This window comes from Leptospira chreensis (assembly GCF_016919165.1).
Lineage (GTDB): Bacteria > Spirochaetota > Leptospiria > Leptospirales > Leptospiraceae > Leptospira_A > Leptospira_A chreensis.
Genome location: NZ_JAFFPS010000072.1, coordinates 15327 through 35268 on the forward strand (window position 1 = coordinate 15327; position 19942 = coordinate 35268).

Annotated in this window: 15 protein-coding genes and 1 pseudogene; 11 read left to right on the forward strand and 5 right to left on the reverse strand. The window is 39.7% G+C overall.

Features of this window, described 5'->3' with window-relative positions:
- Positions 1–3 precede the first annotated feature (3 nt).
- Both JWG41_RS21280 and JWG41_RS20255 read left to right on the forward strand, forming a co-directional pair.
- Entirely contained in the window at positions 4–1521 is a 1518-nt protein-coding gene (locus tag JWG41_RS21280; RefSeq protein ID WP_205271453.1) for a SpoIIE family protein phosphatase, read from the forward strand.
- On the forward strand, positions 1518–3074 hold the full coding sequence (locus JWG41_RS20255) for a tetratricopeptide repeat protein (protein WP_205271454.1): 1557 nt from the start codon (positions 1518–1520) through the stop codon (positions 3072–3074). Before JWG41_RS21280 ends, JWG41_RS20255 begins: the two co-directional genes overlap by 4 nt.
- Before the next feature lie 24 nt (positions 3075–3098).
- On the opposite strand, the gene JWG41_RS20260 is transcribed toward JWG41_RS20255, so the two are convergent.
- A complete protein-coding gene (locus JWG41_RS20260) occupies positions 3099–3422 on the reverse strand; it encodes an STAS domain-containing protein (RefSeq protein WP_020777405.1) in 324 nt (107 codons plus the stop codon).
- 396 nt (positions 3423–3818) lie between these two features.
- Here JWG41_RS20260 and JWG41_RS20270 point away from each other — a divergent pair, with 396 nt between their 5' ends.
- Entirely contained in the window at positions 3819–5930 is a 2112-nt protein-coding gene (locus tag JWG41_RS20270) for an EAL domain-containing protein (RefSeq protein WP_205271456.1), read from the forward strand.
- Positions 5927–6703 carry a M48 family metallopeptidase gene (locus JWG41_RS20275; RefSeq protein ID WP_205271457.1) on the forward strand — a complete coding sequence of 259 codons (777 nt, stop codon included), beginning with the start codon at positions 5927–5929 and terminating at the stop codon, positions 6701–6703. The genes JWG41_RS20270 and JWG41_RS20275 overlap by 4 nt, the downstream gene beginning before the upstream one ends.
- Positions 6704–6711: 8 nt before the next feature.
- Here the strand turns inward: JWG41_RS20275 and JWG41_RS20280 are convergent, their stop codons facing one another.
- Positions 6712–7248: an MORN repeat-containing protein gene (locus JWG41_RS20280; RefSeq protein WP_205271458.1), complete on the reverse strand. Its 537-nt coding sequence runs from the start codon at positions 7246–7248 to the stop codon at positions 6712–6714.
- Between the two features lie 46 nt (positions 7249–7294).
- Entirely contained in the window at positions 7295–9289 is a 1995-nt protein-coding gene (locus JWG41_RS21285; protein ID WP_205271459.1) for an ATP-dependent helicase, read from the reverse strand.
- 79 nt (positions 9290–9368) lie between these two features.
- On the opposite strand from JWG41_RS21285, the gene JWG41_RS20290 reads away from it, so the two are divergent.
- Complete coding sequence (locus JWG41_RS20290) at positions 9369–10460, forward strand: response regulator (protein ID WP_205271460.1); 1092 nt, start codon at positions 9369–9371, stop codon at positions 10458–10460.
- 7 nt (positions 10461–10467) lie between these two features.
- Here the strand turns inward: JWG41_RS20290 and JWG41_RS20295 are convergent, their stop codons facing one another.
- The gene (locus JWG41_RS20295; RefSeq protein WP_205271461.1) at positions 10468–10818 is read right to left on the reverse strand and encodes a hypothetical protein; all 351 of its coding nucleotides are present in this window, start codon (positions 10816–10818) and stop codon (positions 10468–10470) included.
- A gap of 224 nt (positions 10819–11042) precedes the next feature.
- Here JWG41_RS20295 and JWG41_RS20300 point away from each other — a divergent pair, with 224 nt between their 5' ends.
- Genes JWG41_RS20300 through JWG41_RS20325 form a run of 6 tightly spaced genes read left to right on the forward strand, consistent with a single transcriptional unit; the run spans position 11043 to position 19618 of the window.
- A complete protein-coding gene (locus tag JWG41_RS20300) occupies positions 11043–13949 on the forward strand; it encodes an LPS-assembly protein LptD (protein WP_205271468.1) in 2907 nt (968 codons plus the stop codon).
- Positions 13950–13961: 12 nt separating this feature from the next.
- Positions 13962–15362 (forward strand): undecaprenyl-phosphate glucose phosphotransferase, encoded by a 1401-nt coding sequence (locus JWG41_RS20305; RefSeq protein WP_205271462.1) that lies wholly within the window; start codon positions 13962–13964, stop codon positions 15360–15362.
- Between the two features lie 9 nt (positions 15363–15371).
- Positions 15372–15656, forward strand: a complete 285-nt coding sequence (gene gatC, locus JWG41_RS20310) for an Asp-tRNA(Asn)/Glu-tRNA(Gln) amidotransferase subunit GatC (protein ID WP_205271463.1) — start codon at positions 15372–15374, stop codon at positions 15654–15656.
- Complete coding sequence (gene gatA / locus JWG41_RS20315; RefSeq protein WP_205271464.1) at positions 15653–17119, forward strand: Asp-tRNA(Asn)/Glu-tRNA(Gln) amidotransferase subunit GatA; 1467 nt, start codon at positions 15653–15655, stop codon at positions 17117–17119. Before gatC ends, gatA begins: the two co-directional genes overlap by 4 nt.
- Before the next feature lies 1 nt (position 17120).
- On the forward strand, positions 17121–17888 hold the full coding sequence (hisF, locus tag JWG41_RS20320) for an imidazole glycerol phosphate synthase subunit HisF (RefSeq protein ID WP_205271465.1): 768 nt from the start codon (positions 17121–17123) through the stop codon (positions 17886–17888).
- Positions 17885–19618 carry a sodium:solute symporter family protein gene (locus JWG41_RS20325; RefSeq protein WP_205271466.1) on the forward strand — a complete coding sequence of 578 codons (1734 nt, stop codon included), beginning with the start codon at positions 17885–17887 and terminating at the stop codon, positions 19616–19618. Before hisF ends, JWG41_RS20325 begins: the two co-directional genes overlap by 4 nt.
- A 7-nt stretch (positions 19619–19625) precedes the next feature.
- Here JWG41_RS20325 and JWG41_RS20330 read toward each other — a convergent pair.
- Positions 19626–19871 (reverse strand): annotated as a pseudogene (locus tag JWG41_RS20330) (hypothetical protein); the annotation flags it as partial.
- Positions 19872–19942 lie beyond the last annotated feature (71 nt).

Sequence of the window (19942 nt, forward strand, 5' to 3'; positions counted from 1 at the left end):
GCCGTGAACAAAAGCAAAATCAAAACGACGAATTCCTTACGATTTAAGATTGGACTCTTTTATTCCCTTCTTGCCTTACTCAATATCATCTTTTTTACGGTGATGATCTTCGAAAATCAATCTGATTTGCTTCTCAAGAACTTCCAATTCCAGTCAGAAAACCTTGCCAATACCATTCTTGCCGATATCCAAACCATTGGACTCTCGGGAGAAAAGGATGAAAGTTTTGAGGTCTTCCGAAAGACTCTGAAGTTATACGAAATCTCGAAGTTTTCGATCTTTGATTCCGACGGCAAAATTTTACTCTCCGAACCAGAATCCGGTCCTGGTGTAAAAGAAATCACTGATGCCGTTTTGAAAAAAACCAAAGAAGTGTCTTCAGATAAAGAAGGGAATCTCTTCAAAGCTCGTTACAATTTGGATCTAAACGAATCTGATTTTACGGTCGATTTCCTTTTGCCGATCCGCCTCTCTGATAGCAGAGAAGTATTTTTGTCCACTCATTTCAATATCTCGTCTATCCAAGACCGATTGAAACAACTCTATATCCAAGTGGGTTATGCTGTACTTTGGGGAATTGTATTTCATATTATTTTTGCGATTCTTGTTTACCGCGCCATCTTCAAACGAGTTGGATCTTTGGAGGTTGCTTCGAAAGGAATGGCAACGGGAAATTTGCAATCGCGCGTCGATTGGAACTTCAAAAGTAATGATGAATTGGATAACTTGGGGAAGTCCTTCAACTTAATGGCTGAGGAAATCCAAAACAAAGTAACAACCATTACTCGACTGAATGAAGAAATCAACCAAGAACTTCAAATTGGTAAAGAAGTACAGGAACTCTTTTTACCTTCCGTGAAGAAGTTTAAAAAATTCAATATTGGAAAACTCTACCGCCCTATGCGGGAAGTGTCCGGAGATTTATACCAATACTTCCAATTTCCGGAAAAGGATTATTATGGATTCTTTTTGGCGGATGCTTCTGGGCACGGAGTTTCGGCTGCCCTTGTCACAGTGGTTATGGCTATGTCTTTACAAGCCATTATGAAAGAAAACAATTCGGCAATCCAGGCCATAAACCAGTTAGGCGAAGTCATCGCAAATCGTTTGCAGGCTTCCTTTTTTGCTACCGGAGTCTTTGTTGTTTTTGAAGAACCAGGTGTGGTTAAATTTGTGAATGCCGGACACAATGCACCCTTTATCATACGTCCATCCACAAAACAAATTACTTATGTGGATAGTTCTGGCCCACCACTGGGTATGGGAGACGACATCCAATACTCTTTAGAATCCTTTCCCGTACAACCTGGTGACAAAATCATTCTTTATACGGATGGTGTTGTAGAAACTCCTATCAAAGAAGGGGGACTTTTTGGCCTGGAACGATTTACAGAAATTGTCCTCGAAAACATCCATCTTTCCAATACAGAAATTGTAGAAAAGGCAATGGCTGTACTCGAAGAAAAACACGAGGAATATAAGGACGATGTCACAATGATTGTCCTTGATGTGCCGGAATGAGAAAGTTTTTCTTATTTTCTCTTTTCTTTGTTCTGTTCTTTTTCTTCGCATTGGCTTCCCAATCCATCGTCAGTGTTAAGTTACAAGAACTGCGATTTGGAATCTTAAGAGACCAATTGATGAACTATCAACTTTCTTCCCAAACATTACGGGAAAGGCTGAAACAGATGTTTCTTTCCAAAGATGATTATATGTCTGAGGTAAAGGTAAACATTCTGGAATCGGGGATTATGAACTCCGAAACAGAAGGTTTGGATTTAAAAATGGGTTGGCAAGACCGATTTGGACTCTATGTCATTAATGGCGTTCGATTTTTGAATTTCAAACCGGCACTGGAACTAGAAGAACAACAAAATACCATCATTCGATTGCAGTTTGCCTTTTATATGGAAAGGACAAGAAAGTATCCGATTGCTTCCAAAAAATACCAGGAACTAGAAGATTCCATTACTTCTTCCCTTTCTGATGAAATGGCCTTCACTCTCCTTCACCATGGGTATTGTTTGGTGATGATGGGGGAAAGAGAGAAGGCCTTTGTCAAACTTACCAAAGCCATTGATTTATTTCCAGGCAGTCATTACGCCGAAAATGCGGGCCTCCTCATCAGTTTTTTAGAAGAAGGGGAAAGGAAAAAAGAAGAATTAAAAACCAAAAAGAAATCTCCAGAGGAGTTAGCATATTCTCTCTTTCAAAGTGGGGATTATGAAGAAACTCTAAAGACCTTAGAGAACCTTCCTGTTCTAACCAAAGACCAGTCTTATATCAAAGCTCGTGCGATGGAAGAACTTGGCAAAACGTCCAATGCAGTTAAGGAATACATCCAACTCGTTAAACAAAAACAAAACAAAGAAGTTGCGATTCGCGCCAACAGACGTTTGTTACTGATTGGAAATTTTTATCAAGAGAACAAATCCCTTGTGGCTTTTTCTAAAGAGGAAGCAAATAAACTCGGAGACACTAAGGCTGCCGAAAATATCGAAGAAGGAAAAAGTTTAGTTTTAAAACCTGTCATCATTGAAAAGGTTCTCAAAGCCGAAACATCGACCAATCTCTCTGCCGAAGAAACCAAAGAACTCAATCAAATCAAAGAAAACATTCGCGAATCCTTAGAAGATTCCAAAGTAGAAACATCGAAACTGGCTGCCGTAGTTTCAGAAGAGAAAATTCCTCTCATTCCTGAAAACCCACCTGAGTTAGTCACTAAAACTACAGAAATCACACCTCCTGTGGTTGTAAAAAAACAAACACCGCAAGTTCCCTTGAAACTTAAAGTTAAGTTACGCGATGGCAGAGAAGTGGTTTGTGATGAAGTGCGGATCGAAGGAAACCTAGCAACCTTACAGCTCGGATCTTTTGGTCTCAACCTTCCATATGATTTGGTGGTTTCCGTACAGACTTCCGGGGAGAAGGGAAGTTCCGTCAAACTCGTGACAGGTTCTGGGGTGGAAGGAGAGTCAAGCCGTTGGATTCAAAATAGTTATGGAGACTGGACGAAACCAAAATCTACAGACGAGCCGGTGGTGCGGGGAGAGGTGAAATCCTTCCGGCTCTAAGGGAAACGAGAAAGGTGAGGTGAGTTACGGAAGTTCCGCTTCTCCTCCGAGAATCGTAAAAAATTTGTCCAAACTGGACAGCTTTAAAATGACCATAACATCCTGACTCACATTGAGAAGGAAAAACTGACCCTCTTCTGATTTGAGTTTCTTTTGGAGGTTGGCAAGAAGAGCAATTCCAGAGGAATCTAATAGTTTGATATTCACCATATCAATTGCTACAGATTCAGCCCCGTCATCGATGATTTTGTGGAGTTCTTTTTTAAGTGCGGGTGCAGAATAAATATCGAGGGAACCCTCTAGAGTAACAACTGTATGATTTTTAACTTGTTTTGTTGTGAAATTCATTGAACTTCCTACTGGCACGTATACAATCTGTTTACTTGCCAATTTTGTAAAGAATTTTTGTAGAAACTGATCCTTTGTATCGATCTGCCATTTTCACTAGAAAAAACCCTAGGTTTGAAGCCTTTTTAAAACCAAGGTGATGGCTTGGTTGAATCCATCGTAACCACCTTTGTCGTAATCATTGAGTTCTTTATAATCCAAATCGCTCATGTCTAGGAGTAATTTCCGTAACTCATGCTCTAAATATTCTTTTTTGATATAGCTCGTTTCGAATGTCTTAGGATGCACGTTGTCAATCGGACGAAATTTCTAAAGAATTTCGAATCTTTTTTAGGTTGAGATTTCAGGAAAAATACGAATCCTTAGTGGGAGAGAAAGCCGGTCTCGGCAAAAACCATGGGAAGTCCAATCAGCGTTCTAATACTAGAAAACGATTCTAACAGCGTATTTGATCTTGTCAGAGAAATGAAGGCCAATGGCCTAAGTCCTCTTTACCGAGTTGTTGAATCATTCCAATCATGGGAAGCCACCGTCCACGAAGAGGATTGGGATGCTATCATTTGTAGCACAAGGGAACCCTTTCATTCGGAAATTCCCGTTTATTTACAATATCTAAACGATAAAAAACTGGATATCCCTGTGATTTTAATCAGTGATTTCGAGGATTTCGCGAAAAACTTGAGTTATATGAAGTCCGGTGTCAATGACATCATTGAACGAAAACATCTAGTTCGTTTAACAGAGGTTTTGGAAAGAGAAAGAAGAGAACTTGTATACAGAAAGGAAAAAAATACAACAGAGAGCTTTTTATACCAATCCTTAAAAGAAATCCAACTCCAAAAGTTTGCTTTGGACCAAGCCAATATTGTCTCTATCACAGATGCGAACGGCATCATTACTTATGTGAATGATGCTTTTTCCAAAGTAACCGGTTATAGTGTTTCTGAACTGATTGGCCAAAATCATAGAATCATGAAGTCCACCGACAAAACCAAAGAGGATTGGACCAAAATTTGGGAGATCATTCAAAAAGGAAAGGTTTGGCGTGGAGAGATCCGAAATATCAAAAAAGATGGGAGTGATTACTGGGCGGATACCACCATTGTTCCCTTTACGGGACAAGACAAATCAGTTTTTCAATACATTGCCATCCACCATGATATTACTGATAGAAAACTCGCTGAACAACAATTAACACACGATGCTTTTTATGACAACCTAACAGGGCTCCCCAACAGGGCACTTTTTCTTGCAAGGATTGAACAAAAAATATTTTCCTACAATGCTAAAAATGTAGGTTATCCCATTTTATTTTGTATCAACATTGATAACTTCAAACGAATCAATCATTCTTTAGGAAACGACGCCGGAGACCAGGTCCTTGTTATTTTTTCAGAAAGACTAAAAACATTTTCCGATTCTGAAGCCATCATTACAAGGCTAGGTGCCGACAACTTTGCCATTTTACTCTCGCATATTCTTTCCATTGATGAAGCCGTAAACTATGTGAATCGACTTTTAGAAAGATTGGGAGATCCCATTCCTATCGGTGGATATGAAATTTATTTAACAGCTTCTTCAGGAATTTCCGGATTTGGTCTTGGAGGAAAAGAAGCCGATGTACTTTTACGAAATGCAGAGATTGCCATGTTCCATGCCAAATCCCAAAAAGTGGGAACTGTTTCTGTTTTCAACCAGGCCATGCAGGAGAAAATCCATTTCCAATTAGAGATCCAAAATGATTTAAAAAAGGCCTTATTACAAAAGGAAATATTTGTCTATTACCAACCCATACTAGATATCAAAGAAAATAAAATCGGACATTGGGAAGCACTCGTTCGTTGGCGCCACCCACAAAGGGGGATGGTGTCTCCCGGAGAATTCATTCCTCTTGCCGAAGACTCAGGCCTTATCGTTTCGATTACCAAATTTGTTTTGGAACAGGCAGCCGATGTAATCGAAGAAGTCCAACTCAAACAAGGCCTACCAATATCCATTGCCGTCAACCTAAGTCCCCAAGTATTTTTTGATCAAAATATCTTTCATTGGATTGTGGATCTCCACAACCGCAGAGGGATTCCTTATACTTCCTTGCAAGTTGAGATTACAGAAAGTTTGGCGATGAAAAATCTATCGGAAACGGTACCGATTCTTTCCAATTTAATCGATATTGGTGTGAAGGTGGCTCTCGATGACTTTGGAACCGGATTTTCTTCTCTTTCTTATTTAGAAAAGTTGCCATTATCCATTTTAAAAATTGATAAATCTTTTTTAAACAATGTGGAAGAGGGATCCAAAGAAAGTTTTTTACTCGTATCCATTATCAATATGGCGCATGATCTGGGTTATTCGGTAGTTGCTGAAGGAGTTGAAGAGTTAGAACAATTGGAACTACTCAAATCCTACGAATGCGATCAAATCCAAGGGTATTGGTTGTCCAAACCCATTGGAAGTGAAGACGTTGTACCTTTCATTCATCAATTCTATTCTAAACAGGACAAAACATGATTCGAATTTTTCATTTTTTTTCAGTGGTTCTTTTTTTACTCCAATGCAGTACCTCTCCCACTGGCAGAAGACAAATCATTCTCGTAAAAGACGCAGAGATGAATGAGATGGGGAACACGGCATTTTCCGAATTAAAAACAAAAACACCAACTGATTCTAGTTCCTCGGCAAATTCCTATGTGAACTGTATTGTGTCGGCACAACTTGCCGTTACTTCGGATACTACGGGAGTCGAATCCTGGGAAGTGGTTGTATTTAGAGACAATACTCCGAATGCTTTTGCACTCCCCGGCGGAAAAATTGGAGTGCACGCAGGAATGTTCTCTGTGGCCAAAAACAAAGACCAACTAGCAGCTGTCATCGGACACGAAATAGGACATGTGATTGCTCGTCATGGAAATGAACGAGTTTCTCAAAACCAATTGGCAGGTGGTTCCGTAAAAATCTTAGAAAGCCTAGGAAAACCGGCGGTTGCTGGAGCTCTTGGTATGGGTGCAAAATTTGGAATTCTATTACCGTTTTCCAGAGAACATGAATCGGAAGCGGATTTGATTGGACTCGAACTGATGGCAAAGTCTGGATTTGATCCTAGAGAGAGTGTGACTCTTTGGCAAAATATGAGTGCTCTCGGGGGAAGTAAACCAAATGAATTGTTATCAACTCATCCCTCTGATGCAACACGGATGAAAAACTTAAATGCCGCGATGGCAAATGCTTTGGTATTATTTGAAGCAGCTAAGGCAGGAGGAAAACGTCCCAACTGCCATCTGTAAGGTGATCTTTATTCGCAGAGAAGTTTTCTTCCTGCGATTTTACAATTTCTGGCCTTACCATCATCGGTGAGAACACCAATTCCTTCTTGACCATCGGAAGTGAAATCACCGGAAACAGACTTACCATCTTTGAAACTGTAAGTTCCTTTTCCATTGATTTGTCCGTTTAGAAATTCTCCCACGTATTTGTCCCCGTTTTTGAAATTGTATTCTCCCGGGCCTTGTTTTTTATCTTCTGCGTATGTTCCATTAAACTTCTCACCATCGGTGTAGAGAAAATTTCCCGCACCTTCACGTAAGTCATTCTTAAAAGAACCAGTATAGATGTCACCGTTGTCATAGACATACTTGCCTGTTCCATTCACACAGTTTCCTTCGATACAACCAAACTTCTTCCCACCTTTTTCTGGATCTTCCAAATTGGCATTTCGTGAATTTGATTTTGTATCTTGGTTGGATGAATCAACATCTTTTGTGTCCTGCGATGCACAAGTAAGGAGCATTGGCAAAAGGAATAGGCCACAAATGCGAAAGGATAATTTCATACGTCCCCCAAATCTGAACCCATCGTAGAGGATGATTTTTCAGAAATCAATTCAAAAAGTATTTTTGGATGTCTTGAAACCGGTCGTTTTTAGTGGACGTGTCGGGAATCGCTTGCGTGTTTTCAGTAAGGTCGGGAAGGACATCTTCCACAAGGTCTTTTAGGTTTGGTAAATCTACCAAAAATCGGCTTACGGTCGTTAATCTATTTTTATCAGAAAAAACAGGAGAGGTTAGAAACAAACCCTGTTTGGCTCTCGTGATCGCCACATAAAACAAGCGACGTTCCTCTTCTAGATCTTGGACCGTTTTGATTCGGGAACTGGGTAAACTTCCTTCTACCACTTGCATGGTAAAGACATACTTCCATTCCAATCCCTTCGCGGAGTGAATGGTGGATAGAGTTAAAAATTCATCTTCTTCCTTGTCCGGTGGGTTTGTATCCGTTCTTTCTGTGGGATCGAGCGTAAGGTTTGCTAAATAGTCAGAAAGATTCGGGGAAGATTTGGCTAAAATCTTAAATGACTCCAGATCTTGTTTTCTTTTATCAAAGTCATCATATTCCTTTTCTAAAATGGGAAAATAATGAGAGATAACGGTTTCCACAATCGCCATACTGTTTCTCAAACTTTTGATTTGAGATTTAAAAATCTGCATTAGATTCTGGAACGAGACCTTTGCCAAATCGGGAATTCCCAAAAAGAATGTGGGTGAGTTTTCGATCAATTCATATTGGAAGTTATGTGTTTCGAGATTTTTATAGAGAACTTGGGCATACTTCTTACCAATATTCTTTTCTAAAAGTAAAACCCGGTTCCAGGAGAGAATGTCTTTTGGATTATCAATGATCCGCAAATAAGAAAGTAAATCTTTAACATGAGCTAAGTCCAAAAATCGTTTCCCACCGTATTTTCGAAAGGGGATTTGTTTGGCACTGAGTTTGACTTCCAAAAGATTGGAGATAAAGCCTGCGCGAAATAATACGGCGATTTCCGACAAAGAAATATTATTTTCATACAATTCCAAAATTTGATCGGCGATCCATGTTGCTTCTTCTTCGGAAGACTCAAACTTTGTATGTTTTGGTTTGTCGTTTAAGTTTTGGATCTTCGATACTAAATGTTTTTTGTAGTTTTCTTTACTCGCATCTAAAATTGCATTCGCCAAATCCAAAACAGGTTGTGTGCTTCGATAATTCTCTGTTAGATGGATTTTTTTTGTATTCGGAAAGATTTTTGGAAAATCCAACATATTATTTACGTTGGCTCCGCGAAATCCGTAAATGCACTGGGCATCGTCACCAACCACAAGAATGTTTTGGTGAATGCTTGCGAGTAAACAAGCGATATGAGCCTGGATACGATTGGTATCTTGGTATTCATCGACTAGAATGTATTTATATTGTAATCCGACCCTTTCTCTGATGGATTCTTCTTCCATTAAGATCTTACGAGTAAAATCCAAAAGATCATCAAAGTCTAGAGAGTTGTGTTTGAGTTTGAGTTCAGTAAATTTAGATTTAATTTCTTGGATTTCTTTTGTAAGACCGAGAAACATAGGATAGTCTTTTTGTAGGACTTTTTCCAAAGAAATCTGTAAATTGAAACACCCAGAAAAAATCTCTGCCAATGTTTCTTTTTTGGGAAAGCGGACGTTGGATTCTTTGGAAACCACTTGGTCGCGGGCCATTCCTACAAGGCTTACGGTATCATCCTCGTCCAAAATGGTAAAATTCGAATTGAGGGAAACGGCTAAAGAATACTTTCGGAGGAACTGGTGGCAAAAGGAATGGAAGGTCCCACCTTGCACAGAAAACATTCGGGAATCGTGAAGTCCACTCGCGCGATTTAACATCTCTTTGGCTGCCCTTCTTGTGAAGGTGAGAAGGAGGAGGGAACTTGGATCCATCCCCGCCTGAACCAGGGAAGCCAATTTATGCACCAGGGTGTTTGTTTTTCCAGTCCCAGCTCCCGCAACAACTAGGATCGGGCCTGGAGGAGACAGAATGACCGAATTTTGAGCTTCGTTTAAATCCTCATTCACAATACAGAGATTTGGTATATGGATTCTGTTGACAAACTCTAATTATTCTATTTGATAGATGGAGCCGGTTTTAGAATATATGACAGCAGTTGTGGGAACAGACAAAGAAACAGACGTTAAAAGAATCCTTGTGGTTGAGGATGAAAGGATCATTGCTATCAATATTTGTTCCACTCTGAAACAATACGGATACAATGCGACTTATGTTTCCGATGCCAATGATGCTATAGAACATATCGAAACAGAACATTTCGATTTGGTACTTATGGATATTATGTTAAACGGTCCCATGGATGGAATCGAAATCGCAACCATCATCAAAAAAACAAAAGAAATTCCAGTCATCTATCTTACTGCCTATTCGGATGAAGCAACAATCAACCGAGCCAAAGCCACAGAACCTTTTGGATATTTAATCAAACCATTTAACAGCCGTGATTTGTACATTTCTGTTGAAATGGCAATTTATAAATCACAAGTACAAAAACACATTCGTAACGTAGAAAGTAGGCTTGCGGAAAATCAAAAATGGGAGACCATCGCCCTTGTTGCTTCTGGAATTTCTCATGAGGTCAACAATCCACTCACATCCATTTTGAATTTAGCAGATCTAATTGCCGTGGAAGCAAAAAAATCAGGGAATACTTCCTTAGGAGAAAAAGCTTCCAAAATTGCAGAAGAATCCGATCGAATTGCTAAGATCATTAAAAACCTAGTTTCCTATTCTCAGTCCACTTCCTCCCAATGGAACTATTCCAATTTGGGAACAATCTTAAATGACACCCGTTCCTTCCTCCACCAATACTTTCTAAAAGAAGGAATCCAATGCGAAATTGAAGTGGGGGATGTTCCTTTGGCTTATTGCCAACCCCAAAAAATCAAACAAGTCCTACTCAACCTCATTCAAGATGCGAGAGTTCGGGTCAATACCAGAGAAGATACCATTGGGAGAAAAATCGCCGTCTCTTTACAACAAGCAGAAGAAGACGGAAACAATCATATCCTGATTCAAATCAAAGACAATGGGGCAGAAGATTTAATGAAGGGAATCTCCCAAATGAATTCACTGGAAGTGACAAAAAGTATCATCACGGAACACAAGGGGAAAATGTATCGGGACGAAAACTCTTCTTCTTGGTTTTTTACCCTACCCATCATCAAACCACTCTAACAGTCGTTTAGCGTTTGCCTAAGGCCAGAGGCCTTGCTAGTGGTGGCGTTTCTTCTAACAATTTAAAAAACAAAGTGATGCGGCTGGAGTGTAACATCCAATTGTCTTCTAAAAAGAGGCCAGCCAAGAAAAAATTAAAATCTTTATAATAAGAAAACGAAGTTTGTGGGTTTTTGGTGAAGTCGAGAAGGATGGCTAAGGCTAGTCGGTTGGCACTTTCATCCGGACCAAACCCCTCCGTCGGGATTTGGATCGATGGCTCTGGAACCATAAAACAATGTTCCGCGTTTCCCTCTCTGACTTTGAGATTGTACCGTAAAGTACCAGGAATACGCTCCCCAGAGTAGGTTTTTGCCATTCAAAACTCCCGGATGCCCAAGGATTGAGCCATTTGATTATGTCCATTACATGAATACATAAGCAACCTCTTTTTCCGGTAAAATACGAGATTCCAGTCCGAAATTCTGCCTGGTTTTCCATTGATTTTTTCGACCGGTGTAAAACTCTCGTTCTATACTTTCAAAGCCCGCTGTGCAAAAATCCATTCGTTTCCTTATATTATTTTATGGTTTTCTCTTCGGAATGGAAATTCTGGCGCAGGATATCAACGGGCTAAAACTTCTATTTCCAGAAGCCTCTGGAACTGGAAAAAATTCCCAAGAAGAAGAAAGAAAACAGACAACGGCTCAAGTACAACGAGGCCTTGTTCGAAAGTCAGTGGATGCCATGTCCGATCGTGAAGTAGAAGACAACCTTCGCAATTTAGGACTAAATCCATCAGGAACTATATATACAAAAAGAGAAAGACTACGGGAAGCACTGGTTCCAGAAGAAGAACAGGCTTTAACTCCGGAAGCCCTCTTAAGTTCTCAACCCAAAAAAGACCCACCGATTCAAATCCAGAACGCCGCCGAAGGCCAACTTTTGAATATCGATAAAACCAAAGGTGGAGTTTTAGTCCTTCGTGGTAAGGTGCGACTCAAAATCAGATCAGGGGAACTGGTTGCTGACTCCGTATCGATCGATGCCAATCGCCAAGAGATTTATGCCGAAGGTGGAGTAGAATATAAAGACGGTAACGCCAAAGTCAATGGCGACCGGATGATTTATGATTTAAAGATCAACCAAGGTGTGGTTTACAATTCCAAACTGAGTATGTTCCCTTCTTACTTTATTGGCCAAAAACTAAAACGTTTGGATGAAAAAAGATACTTACTTGAAATGGGATACTTTACTGCTTGTAATGCGGAACTTCCTCATGAGTCCTTTCAAGCCAAAAAGATTTTTATCCATGATGATAGATCCGTTGTAGCCTATAATGTTTCTTATAAAATAGGCGGAACCACAGTGTTCCGTTTCCCTGTCCTATACAACTCCGAATCAGGAAACGGAGTCACCACACAATTCGGTAAAAACAATACCCAAGGTTGGTTTTGGCAGAACTCTTACCAATGGTCAGACTCTTATCCTAACAGTATCTTCCTTGCCAATGGCTATAAATTTCGATTTGATATGTATGAAAAAACGGGACAAGCCGCTCAATTAGAGATGTGGAAAGTCTCCCCAATTTTGAATTACAATATCAATCTTGGATATGCCAATTATAAAAACAATGCCATCACTCCTGTATATGAAGATCGGTTCAAAAACAATGGATTTGGAAACGTAGCAACAACTAACAACGTAGATCGTGGCGAGATGTTTCCAAATACAGGATTACCATACCGCAATACGGGCGTTAACTATGACCCTTGGTGGAAAACAGACATTCGTTTGAATGCTAAGTTTAATGACTTTTCCCGTGATTATACAAGAAACGTTCAATTACAATACGAAAACTATAGTAACCGCCAATTTGATTATGAATTTGGAAACAGATACCAACCTTCCAATTCACTCCAGTCTTTATATACGTACCGAGATGTTCGATTTGGACTCATTCGGAACATACTCAACTGGAACTTAAATTATACGGAAAACCGTGGCGACTTGAGTGTTGGTTTTTCGATGAGTCGGACTCTCGTTTACCAAATCCAAGCGAACCAATATTTTGCGGCTTCGGATACTTTGCCTGCCGTTACCATCAGAAACTCTAGTAATATTGGACTCGTGCCGGGGACAAGTAGCCCTATTTATTGGGACTTACTTTTCCAAACCAATATCAATCGGATTTACGGACCCCCACAACAAAGAACGAATCCTACGACAGGAGTTGTGGATCCAAGAAGCCAATACCAAGATTTTGTTTTAAGATCACAAACCAATGTGATTGGAGAAACTGGATTTAGATCACCGATTGCTATGGGTGCTTATATGTCTTTTACTCCATCAGTTTATATGGGTGCTACCAAACAAACAGTGGAATATCCTGGATCGGGAAATGATTTAAATAGCCCCGACCGCGACGTAAACAAAGCTTACGCGACAATGCTCAAACAACAATCCTATCAATATGTAAGGCAATCCCATACAGCTCGCATAGGAATTCCTGAGATATTTTTATCCACAACTTATCGTCGTTTGGATGCAGACAAAGCAGAAGCCAAGGATCCTATCCTTGGAAACTTACGCCAACATGAAGCAGAGTTTGCTTTAGAAAGTTATGCACTCAATGATTGGGATGTTTCGGTAAGAACCATTCGTGATCTACGCCAATTCTCATCTGCTTACAATCCTGGACTTACCAATATGCAAAGATGGTATTATACGGTAGTGCGGGTAGGTGGTTTTTTTGATTTTGTGGATGGATTTACAACACGGAGACCGAGTCTTCTCGAAAGAAAAAGAAATTTTTATTCAGGTGTTTTCATTAACAATGATTATGTGCACCACACCCCACAAAACCGTTCCCTCTCCAATAACTTAACTGTTTCCTATAAAATGGGAGGTTTTTCTTGGCCTATCATCAGAGCCTTCCGCAGTTTAGAAGTAGGATCCACTTGGTACCATGTGTACAAAGATAGTTTTTTGGATAGTTACCGTTTTTTCTTCAAAACCGACGTGAAAGTAACCAGATATTCCGGAATCGAACTAGAACTTGATTCTCGAGTCACAGAACCTTGGCGACTCACAGCACTGGCACAAGGTCAATTTTATGCAATGAATACAAGTCCCGAATTGTATACTTCGCAAACAGGAACCAATTATGACCAAACTACGATTTGGGAAGATTTAGCCGCAGGAACTGGAGCCCAAGGACAAACAGAAAGACAAAAAACTGTTTTTAATATCAACCGGTTTATGATGACATTGAAACTCGACTTACATAACTGGGAATATCGTCTTGGATATAGTATGAATTTAAGGGCGTTGCCTGGAGGTCTTACTATGAACAACCAATTGACTTTTTATGACCAGTCAGTATACTTTTCTGTGAACCTAACCAATTTCAGTTTTGCGGATTCTGCATCGGCACAAGCGACACGCGTTCGATTGTACCGATTCCGCAAACGCCCCCTTGATGGAACCTCTACAGACTTAACGGATTAATCTGAATTTAAAATGCTAAAAGAAAGAAGCCAATCCTTCAAACTCCTATTCCTTGTGACAGACTTCTTCATTGCGCTCACAAGTTTTATTTCCGCTTATGCGATTCGTTATTATCTATCACCAGATTCAGCGTTTCAAATCCAAACCATCGATCCATTAAACTATTTGATCTTAGGAATCGTTCTTGGGTTTTCTCAAGTGATATCATTTTTATCCATAGACTTATACCACCCGCGCAGAGGTTTATCTTTTTCCGATGAACTATTCGCCATCATCGCAGGAGTGGTTCTAAACTTACTTGTTGTTTTATCTCTTCTCTTTTTCTTTCGCGGAGAGAGTTTCTCAAGACTCGTCATCGCATATTTTGCCATTTGCACTGTTATCCTCACTTCCTTTTCTCACTTCATCTTACGTTTCCTAATGCAATATTTAAGAAGTAAGGGATTTAATTTAAAATCTGTTCTCATCATTGGAACAGGGAAGTCGGCGATCAATTTTTCAGAGACCCTCAAAAAACATTCTATCTACGGTTATATGGTAAAAGGTTTTGTAGCAGGAAAAAAGAACCTATCTTCCAAAAAACTACAAACTGTCACAACAACAGACAAATTAGAATCCTATGTAGAAAAAAATAACATTGATTTGATCGTTTATGCTTTGTCACACGAAGAAGGGGATTCTTTAAAAGGAGTCATCGACATTGCAGACTTTCATGGAATCGATCTAAAAGTCATTCCCAGTTATGAAGAAATTGTAACGGCAAAAGGAAGAGTCGAGGTATTGGATGGAATCCCTATCATCTCGATTCGAAATATTCCTTTAAGATTGGGATACAATTTAGTTTTAAAAAGAAGTTTTGATATTTTGTTTTCTTTATTTTTTATCCTCCTCTTTAGTCCATTTTATCTTCTGATTGCATTACTGATAAAACTAACCAGTAAGGGACCTATCTTTTACAAACAGGAAAGAGTGGGGCTCGATAATAAAGTTTTTGGAATGATCAAATTTCGTTCTATGGTAGTACAAGCGAAGGAAAAATCGGACACATTATGGACTGTAAAAGACGACCCACGTGTTACTGTCGTCGGTGCGGTATTACGAAAGTTATCCCTAGATGAAACCCCACAATTTTTTAATGTATTACTCGGTGATATGTCTGTGGTAGGACCAAGACCAGAACGTCCCTTTTATGTAGAAAAATTTAGAAACGAACACCAACAGTATATGAGACGTCACGCGGCAAAAGCAGGGATCACTGGTTGGGCACAAGTACAAGGATTCCGCGGAGATACTTCGATTGAAAAACGAATTGAGGCAGATATTTTTTATATTGAGAACTGGTCTTTACTTCTTGATATCAAAATCATTTTACTCACACCCCTAAAAGCTATTATAGATAGGAATGCATACTGAGGAAATATTATGGATGAAAAAGAATTAAAAAACATTGCCCACTTGGCAAAATTGAACATTGAAGATAAGGAAGTTTCTTCTATGTTAAATGACTTTTCTCGGATTGTACAATACGTAGACGAAATCAAAAACTTGGACACAACGAGTGTAGGTGATGATGAAATCTACGAACAAATCTTTTATGAATTAAGAAAAGACTTAGCAGAGAATGGTCTGAAACGAGACGACCTAGCAAAAATTGCTCCTTCCTATGAAAATGGATACGTTGTGGTTCCTAAGGTAATTGAAACATGAAAGATTTAAATTTTCTCACTTATTCCGAAATCAAAACAAAACTAAATGATGGTTCCTTAAAATCTGTAGATTTAGTTTCGGCTTATATCAAACGAATCGAAGGAACTGATTCTAAAGTAAAAGCCTTTCTCGAATTCAAAAAAGACCAAATCTTAAAACAAGCCGAAGAAAGTGACAATCGAAGGAAGTCAGGAAAATTACTTTCTGAATTTGATGGAATTCCCATTGGAATCAAAGATAATATTTGTATCACGGGGGAGATCACTTCTTGTTCCTCTCGGATCTTGGAAAACTTTCGTTCTCCATATGACGCATCCGTCATTCAAAAACTAAAAAACAAAGGATTTGTTTTATTCCCAAGACTCAATATGGACGAGTTTGCCATGGGTTCTTCAACAGAAAACAGTGCCTTTCAAACTACAAAAAATCCTTTTGATACCAGTCGTATCCCTGGGGGATCTAGCGGTGGTTCGGCGGCGGCAGTGGCTGCCTCCATGTTGCCTGTTTCTCTTGGATCGGATACGGGTGGTTCCATCCGCCAACCAGCAGCTCTTTGTGGGATTTGGGGACTCAAACCAACATATGGTCGTGTGTCTCGGTATGGTCTCATCGCTTATGCATCAAGCCTAGATCAAATTGGTCCCTTTTCCAATGATTTACAAGGGATTACCGATCTTATGGAGGTCATCTCAGGCCTTGACCCCAAAGACCAAACCACAGCCAAAGTAAATCCTTTTGAAGCAAGTTCTGTTTCTTCTATCGATTGGAAAGGCAAACGCATTGGTGTGATGAAGTCGGAAGATTTTAGTTTTTCACCAGATGTAAACAAACGTTATGCGGATATCTTAAAAGATTTGGAATCTAAAGGAGCAACTCTTGTTCCACTTGATTTCTCTTTATTAAAATATGCTATTCCTGTTTATTACTTAATTGCTACCGCAGAATGTTCTTCCAACCTAAGCCGGTTCGATGGAATTCGTTATGGACTTCGCAAAGAAGGGGCAGGAAAACTTGAGGATTTGTATTCGGAATCGAGAACAGAAGGTTTTGGTCCAGAAGTCAAACGTCGAATTCTCCTTGGAACCTTTTCTCTTAGTTCTGGATATTACGATGCTTATTATGGCAAAGCTCAAAAAGCAAGGGTTCTCATTCGGAAACAATATGCAGAATTTTTTAAATCTGTAGATATCATTTTCCAACCGACTTCTCCCACAACGGCATTCAAAGTAGGAGAAAAAACCAAAGACCCGATCCAGATGTACCAAGCGGATATCCTCACTACCTCTGTCAACTTAGCGGGAGTTCCTGCCATCAGTTGTCCTGCAGGAGTGGATTCTACTGGTCTTCCGATTGGATTACAAATTACTTCTTCTCATTTTGATGAATCCAAACTTCTAAGTTATGCAAAATCTGTTTCTGAGTTAGAAATTTGTAAATTGGCGTTACCATCAGAGATCACCTAACATGGATGAGTTAACCAAAAGAGTCATTCCTTGTTTGGATATCAAAGGAGGAAGGGTAGTCAAAGGGGTTCAATTTGTAAATCTAATTGATGCCGGCGATCCTGTCTCCTGTGCCGTGGCTTATGAAGAAAATAAAGCAGATGAACTTTGTTTTTTAGACATTACTGCTTCTTCTGACAAACGAGATATCCTTCTACATTTGGTAGAACAAGTGGCCAATCGACTTTTTATTCCATTCACCGTTGGTGGAGGAATTCGCACTATTGAAGATGTAAAGGCAGTACTCAACAAAGGAGCTGATAAAGTTTCTATCAATACCAGTGCTTTTCAAAATCCAAAACTCCTCAAAGATTCCAGTGAAATTTACGGATCACAGTGTATTGTTTGCGCTATGGATGTCAAATTCCATCCAGAACGAAAAAGATACGAAGTGTACTTAAATGGCGGACGATTGGAAACCGGGAGAGAAGCTTTGGATTGGGGAAGGGAAGCTTTTGAGATGGGAGCCGGAGAAATCCTCCTCACCTCTATGGACAAAGATGGAACCAAAGATGGATTTGATATCACACTCATGAAATCCTTCACATCCAACCTTTCTATACCAATCATTGCCTCTGGTGGCGCTGGAAATCCAGAACATATGGCGGAAGTCATCCTTCGTGGCGGAGCCGATGCAGTGCTTGCGGCATCCATTTTCCACTTTGGAGAATTTTCCATCCAAGAGACCAAACAAACTATGAAAGAGATGGGAATCAAAGTGAGACTATGATTTCTTTTCACATTCTTGATTATCTATTTTTTCTTTTCCCCTTTGTTGTAATCCTCCTCCTTCTTTTTCGTTTTCGTTCCAAACAAAATTCCACAAAAGAATACTTCCAAGCAGAAGGAAGTTTGTCTTGGTTTGTGGCAGGAACGGCAATGGTCGCCACTACATTTGCCGCAGACACCCCACTTGCCGTAACAGAAATTATACGAGGACAAGGGATTGCCGGAAATTGGATTTGGTGGTATATGGCAGTGGGTGGGTTTGTCACTGTATTTTTCTTTTCTAAACTTTGGAAAAGGTCCGGTGCCTCCACAGACTTGGAACTAATCGGGCTTCGTTATAGTGGGAAGGAAGCAGAATTTTTAAGAGGATTTAAGGCCTTTGTTATCGGATTTTTACTCAACTTAGTGATTCTTGGTTGGGTCAATCTTGCGATGTTAAAAATCATTCCCGTTTTTTTTCCCCATTGGACTGCCTCCCATCTTCTCATTTATTTATTGTTATTTGGTGTTTTTTATACTTCCATCGCAGGGCTTCGAGGAATCTCCTATATCGATGTTTTCCAATTCTTTTTGGCTTGGATGGGATGTATCCTTTTTGCTTATTTTGCAGTGAACCTACCGGCGATTGGTGGGCTTGATGGATTAAAATCCAAACTGGATGGCAGTAAAATTTTATTTTTTCCGAATGGATTTTCTGGAACTCTTCCTTGGGATCATTTTTTGATTCTCCTAACCGTCCTTTGGTGGTCTAGTTGGTATCCAGGCTCCGAACCAGGAGGTGGGGGATACATTGCCCAAAGAATCCTCGCCACAAAAAATGAAAATGCAGCACTCAAAGGTTCTCTTTGGTTTGTGATCGCTCATTACTTTGTGAGACCTTGGCCTTGGATCTTAGTGGCCCTTGTTTCCGTCATCCTTTACCCAAATCTATCGGAAGTAGAAAGTGGAAAAGGATTTCTTATGGTATTACAAGAAGGAATGCCCACTGGAATGATAGGCCTTATGCTCAGTGCATTTCTTGCCGCTTACCTTTCGACACTGGCAACTCATTTGAATTGGGGAGCCTCGTACCTTGTGAATGACCTTTGGAAACCGATTTTACAAAAAGGAAAGCCTGAATCTTATTATATAAAAGTTTCTTATGGAGTACAAGTCCTAACAGCCGTTTGTTCTTTTTTTCTAGCTGTTTATGGAATGGAGACCATCAAAGGAGCTTGGGTGTTTTTACTCGAAGCCTCCTCAGGAATTGGATTTATTTTGATTGCTCGTTGGTTTTTCTGGCGGATTTCTGCGTGGACAGAAATTTTGGCCTTTATCCTTTCTCCGATTTTGTATTTACTCTTCTCCGTTTATTTAAAAATAGAATTTCCTTATTCCATACTTTACACCGCATTCTCCTCGGCAGTCGTTCTCATTCTATCTACCTATCTATTTCCCACTACAAATCGGGATGTTTTAGTTCAGTTCTATGAAACAACCAAACCTCCGTATTTCTTTTGGAAGGGATTTTTTAAAAAAGAAAAGAAGCACCAAACCATCCATTCCAATCGTTTGCTAATCTCTCTGCTAGGAACACTCTCTGGGCTTTCTTTTGTCTTTGGGGGTTTGTATTCCATCCAATGTCTTGTTTGGAAAGAAGGGGAGATTCTCGCAGGGCTTCCGATATTTTTACTTGGGCTTCTTGGTTTGTATTTTTCTCTTAAGTCCTTAGAAAACAAATCAGAGAATTAATCTAATCTTAGTAAGGTGAATTTCGGATTTCTGTAATTACTTGTGTAAAAAGATTACGACTTTTGGTATTGTCGACACTGGTCGTTTGAAAGGCCATCATCGAATGATCGCAGTCTGCGATATCAATTTGTTTGTAAGTTAGGTTCCCAAGCCTTGCACTATTACGAGGTACAATGCCGTCTGACTGCGTAAAACCAGCGTTATTCAAAATATTACAGCCTGTATTGTAGTAAAAAGTTTCACCCACGGTGCAGAGAATGTGGTTCTGGATGTTTTAAATCAGTCCTATCTGGATGCCAACTTAAACGGAAGGTTTGTCAGTTT

Excerpts from the sequence above, each read along its gene's own strand:
- JWG41_RS20270 (WP_205271456.1), top strand. The coding sequence starts at position 3,819 with ATGGGAAGTCCAATCAGCGTTCTAATACTAGAAAACGATTCTAACAGC.
- JWG41_RS20300 (WP_205271468.1), top strand. The coding sequence starts at position 11,043 with ATGGAAATTCTGGCGCAGGATATCAACGGGCTAAAACTTCTATTTCCA.
- JWG41_RS20260 (WP_020777405.1), bottom strand. The coding sequence starts at position 3,422 with ATGAATTTCACAACAAAACAAGTTAAAAATCATACAGTTGTTACTCTA.
- JWG41_RS20290 (WP_205271460.1), top strand. The coding sequence starts at position 9,369 with ATGACAGCAGTTGTGGGAACAGACAAAGAAACAGACGTTAAAAGAATC.
- hisF (WP_205271465.1), top strand. The coding sequence starts at position 17,121 with ATGGATGAGTTAACCAAAAGAGTCATTCCTTGTTTGGATATCAAAGGA.
- JWG41_RS20325 (WP_205271466.1), top strand. The coding sequence starts at position 17,885 with ATGATTTCTTTTCACATTCTTGATTATCTATTTTTTCTTTTCCCCTTT.
- gatA (WP_205271464.1), top strand. The coding sequence starts at position 15,653 with ATGAAAGATTTAAATTTTCTCACTTATTCCGAAATCAAAACAAAACTA.
- JWG41_RS20295 (WP_205271461.1), bottom strand. The coding sequence starts at position 10,818 with ATGGCAAAAACCTACTCTGGGGAGCGTATTCCTGGTACTTTACGGTAC.
- JWG41_RS20275 (WP_205271457.1), top strand. The coding sequence starts at position 5,927 with ATGATTCGAATTTTTCATTTTTTTTCAGTGGTTCTTTTTTTACTCCAA.
- JWG41_RS20305 (WP_205271462.1), top strand. The coding sequence starts at position 13,962 with ATGCTAAAAGAAAGAAGCCAATCCTTCAAACTCCTATTCCTTGTGACA.
- JWG41_RS20255 (WP_205271454.1), top strand. The coding sequence starts at position 1,518 with ATGAGAAAGTTTTTCTTATTTTCTCTTTTCTTTGTTCTGTTCTTTTTC.
- JWG41_RS20280 (WP_205271458.1), bottom strand. The coding sequence starts at position 7,248 with ATGAAATTATCCTTTCGCATTTGTGGCCTATTCCTTTTGCCAATGCTC.
- gatC (WP_205271463.1), top strand. The coding sequence starts at position 15,372 with ATGGATGAAAAAGAATTAAAAAACATTGCCCACTTGGCAAAATTGAAC.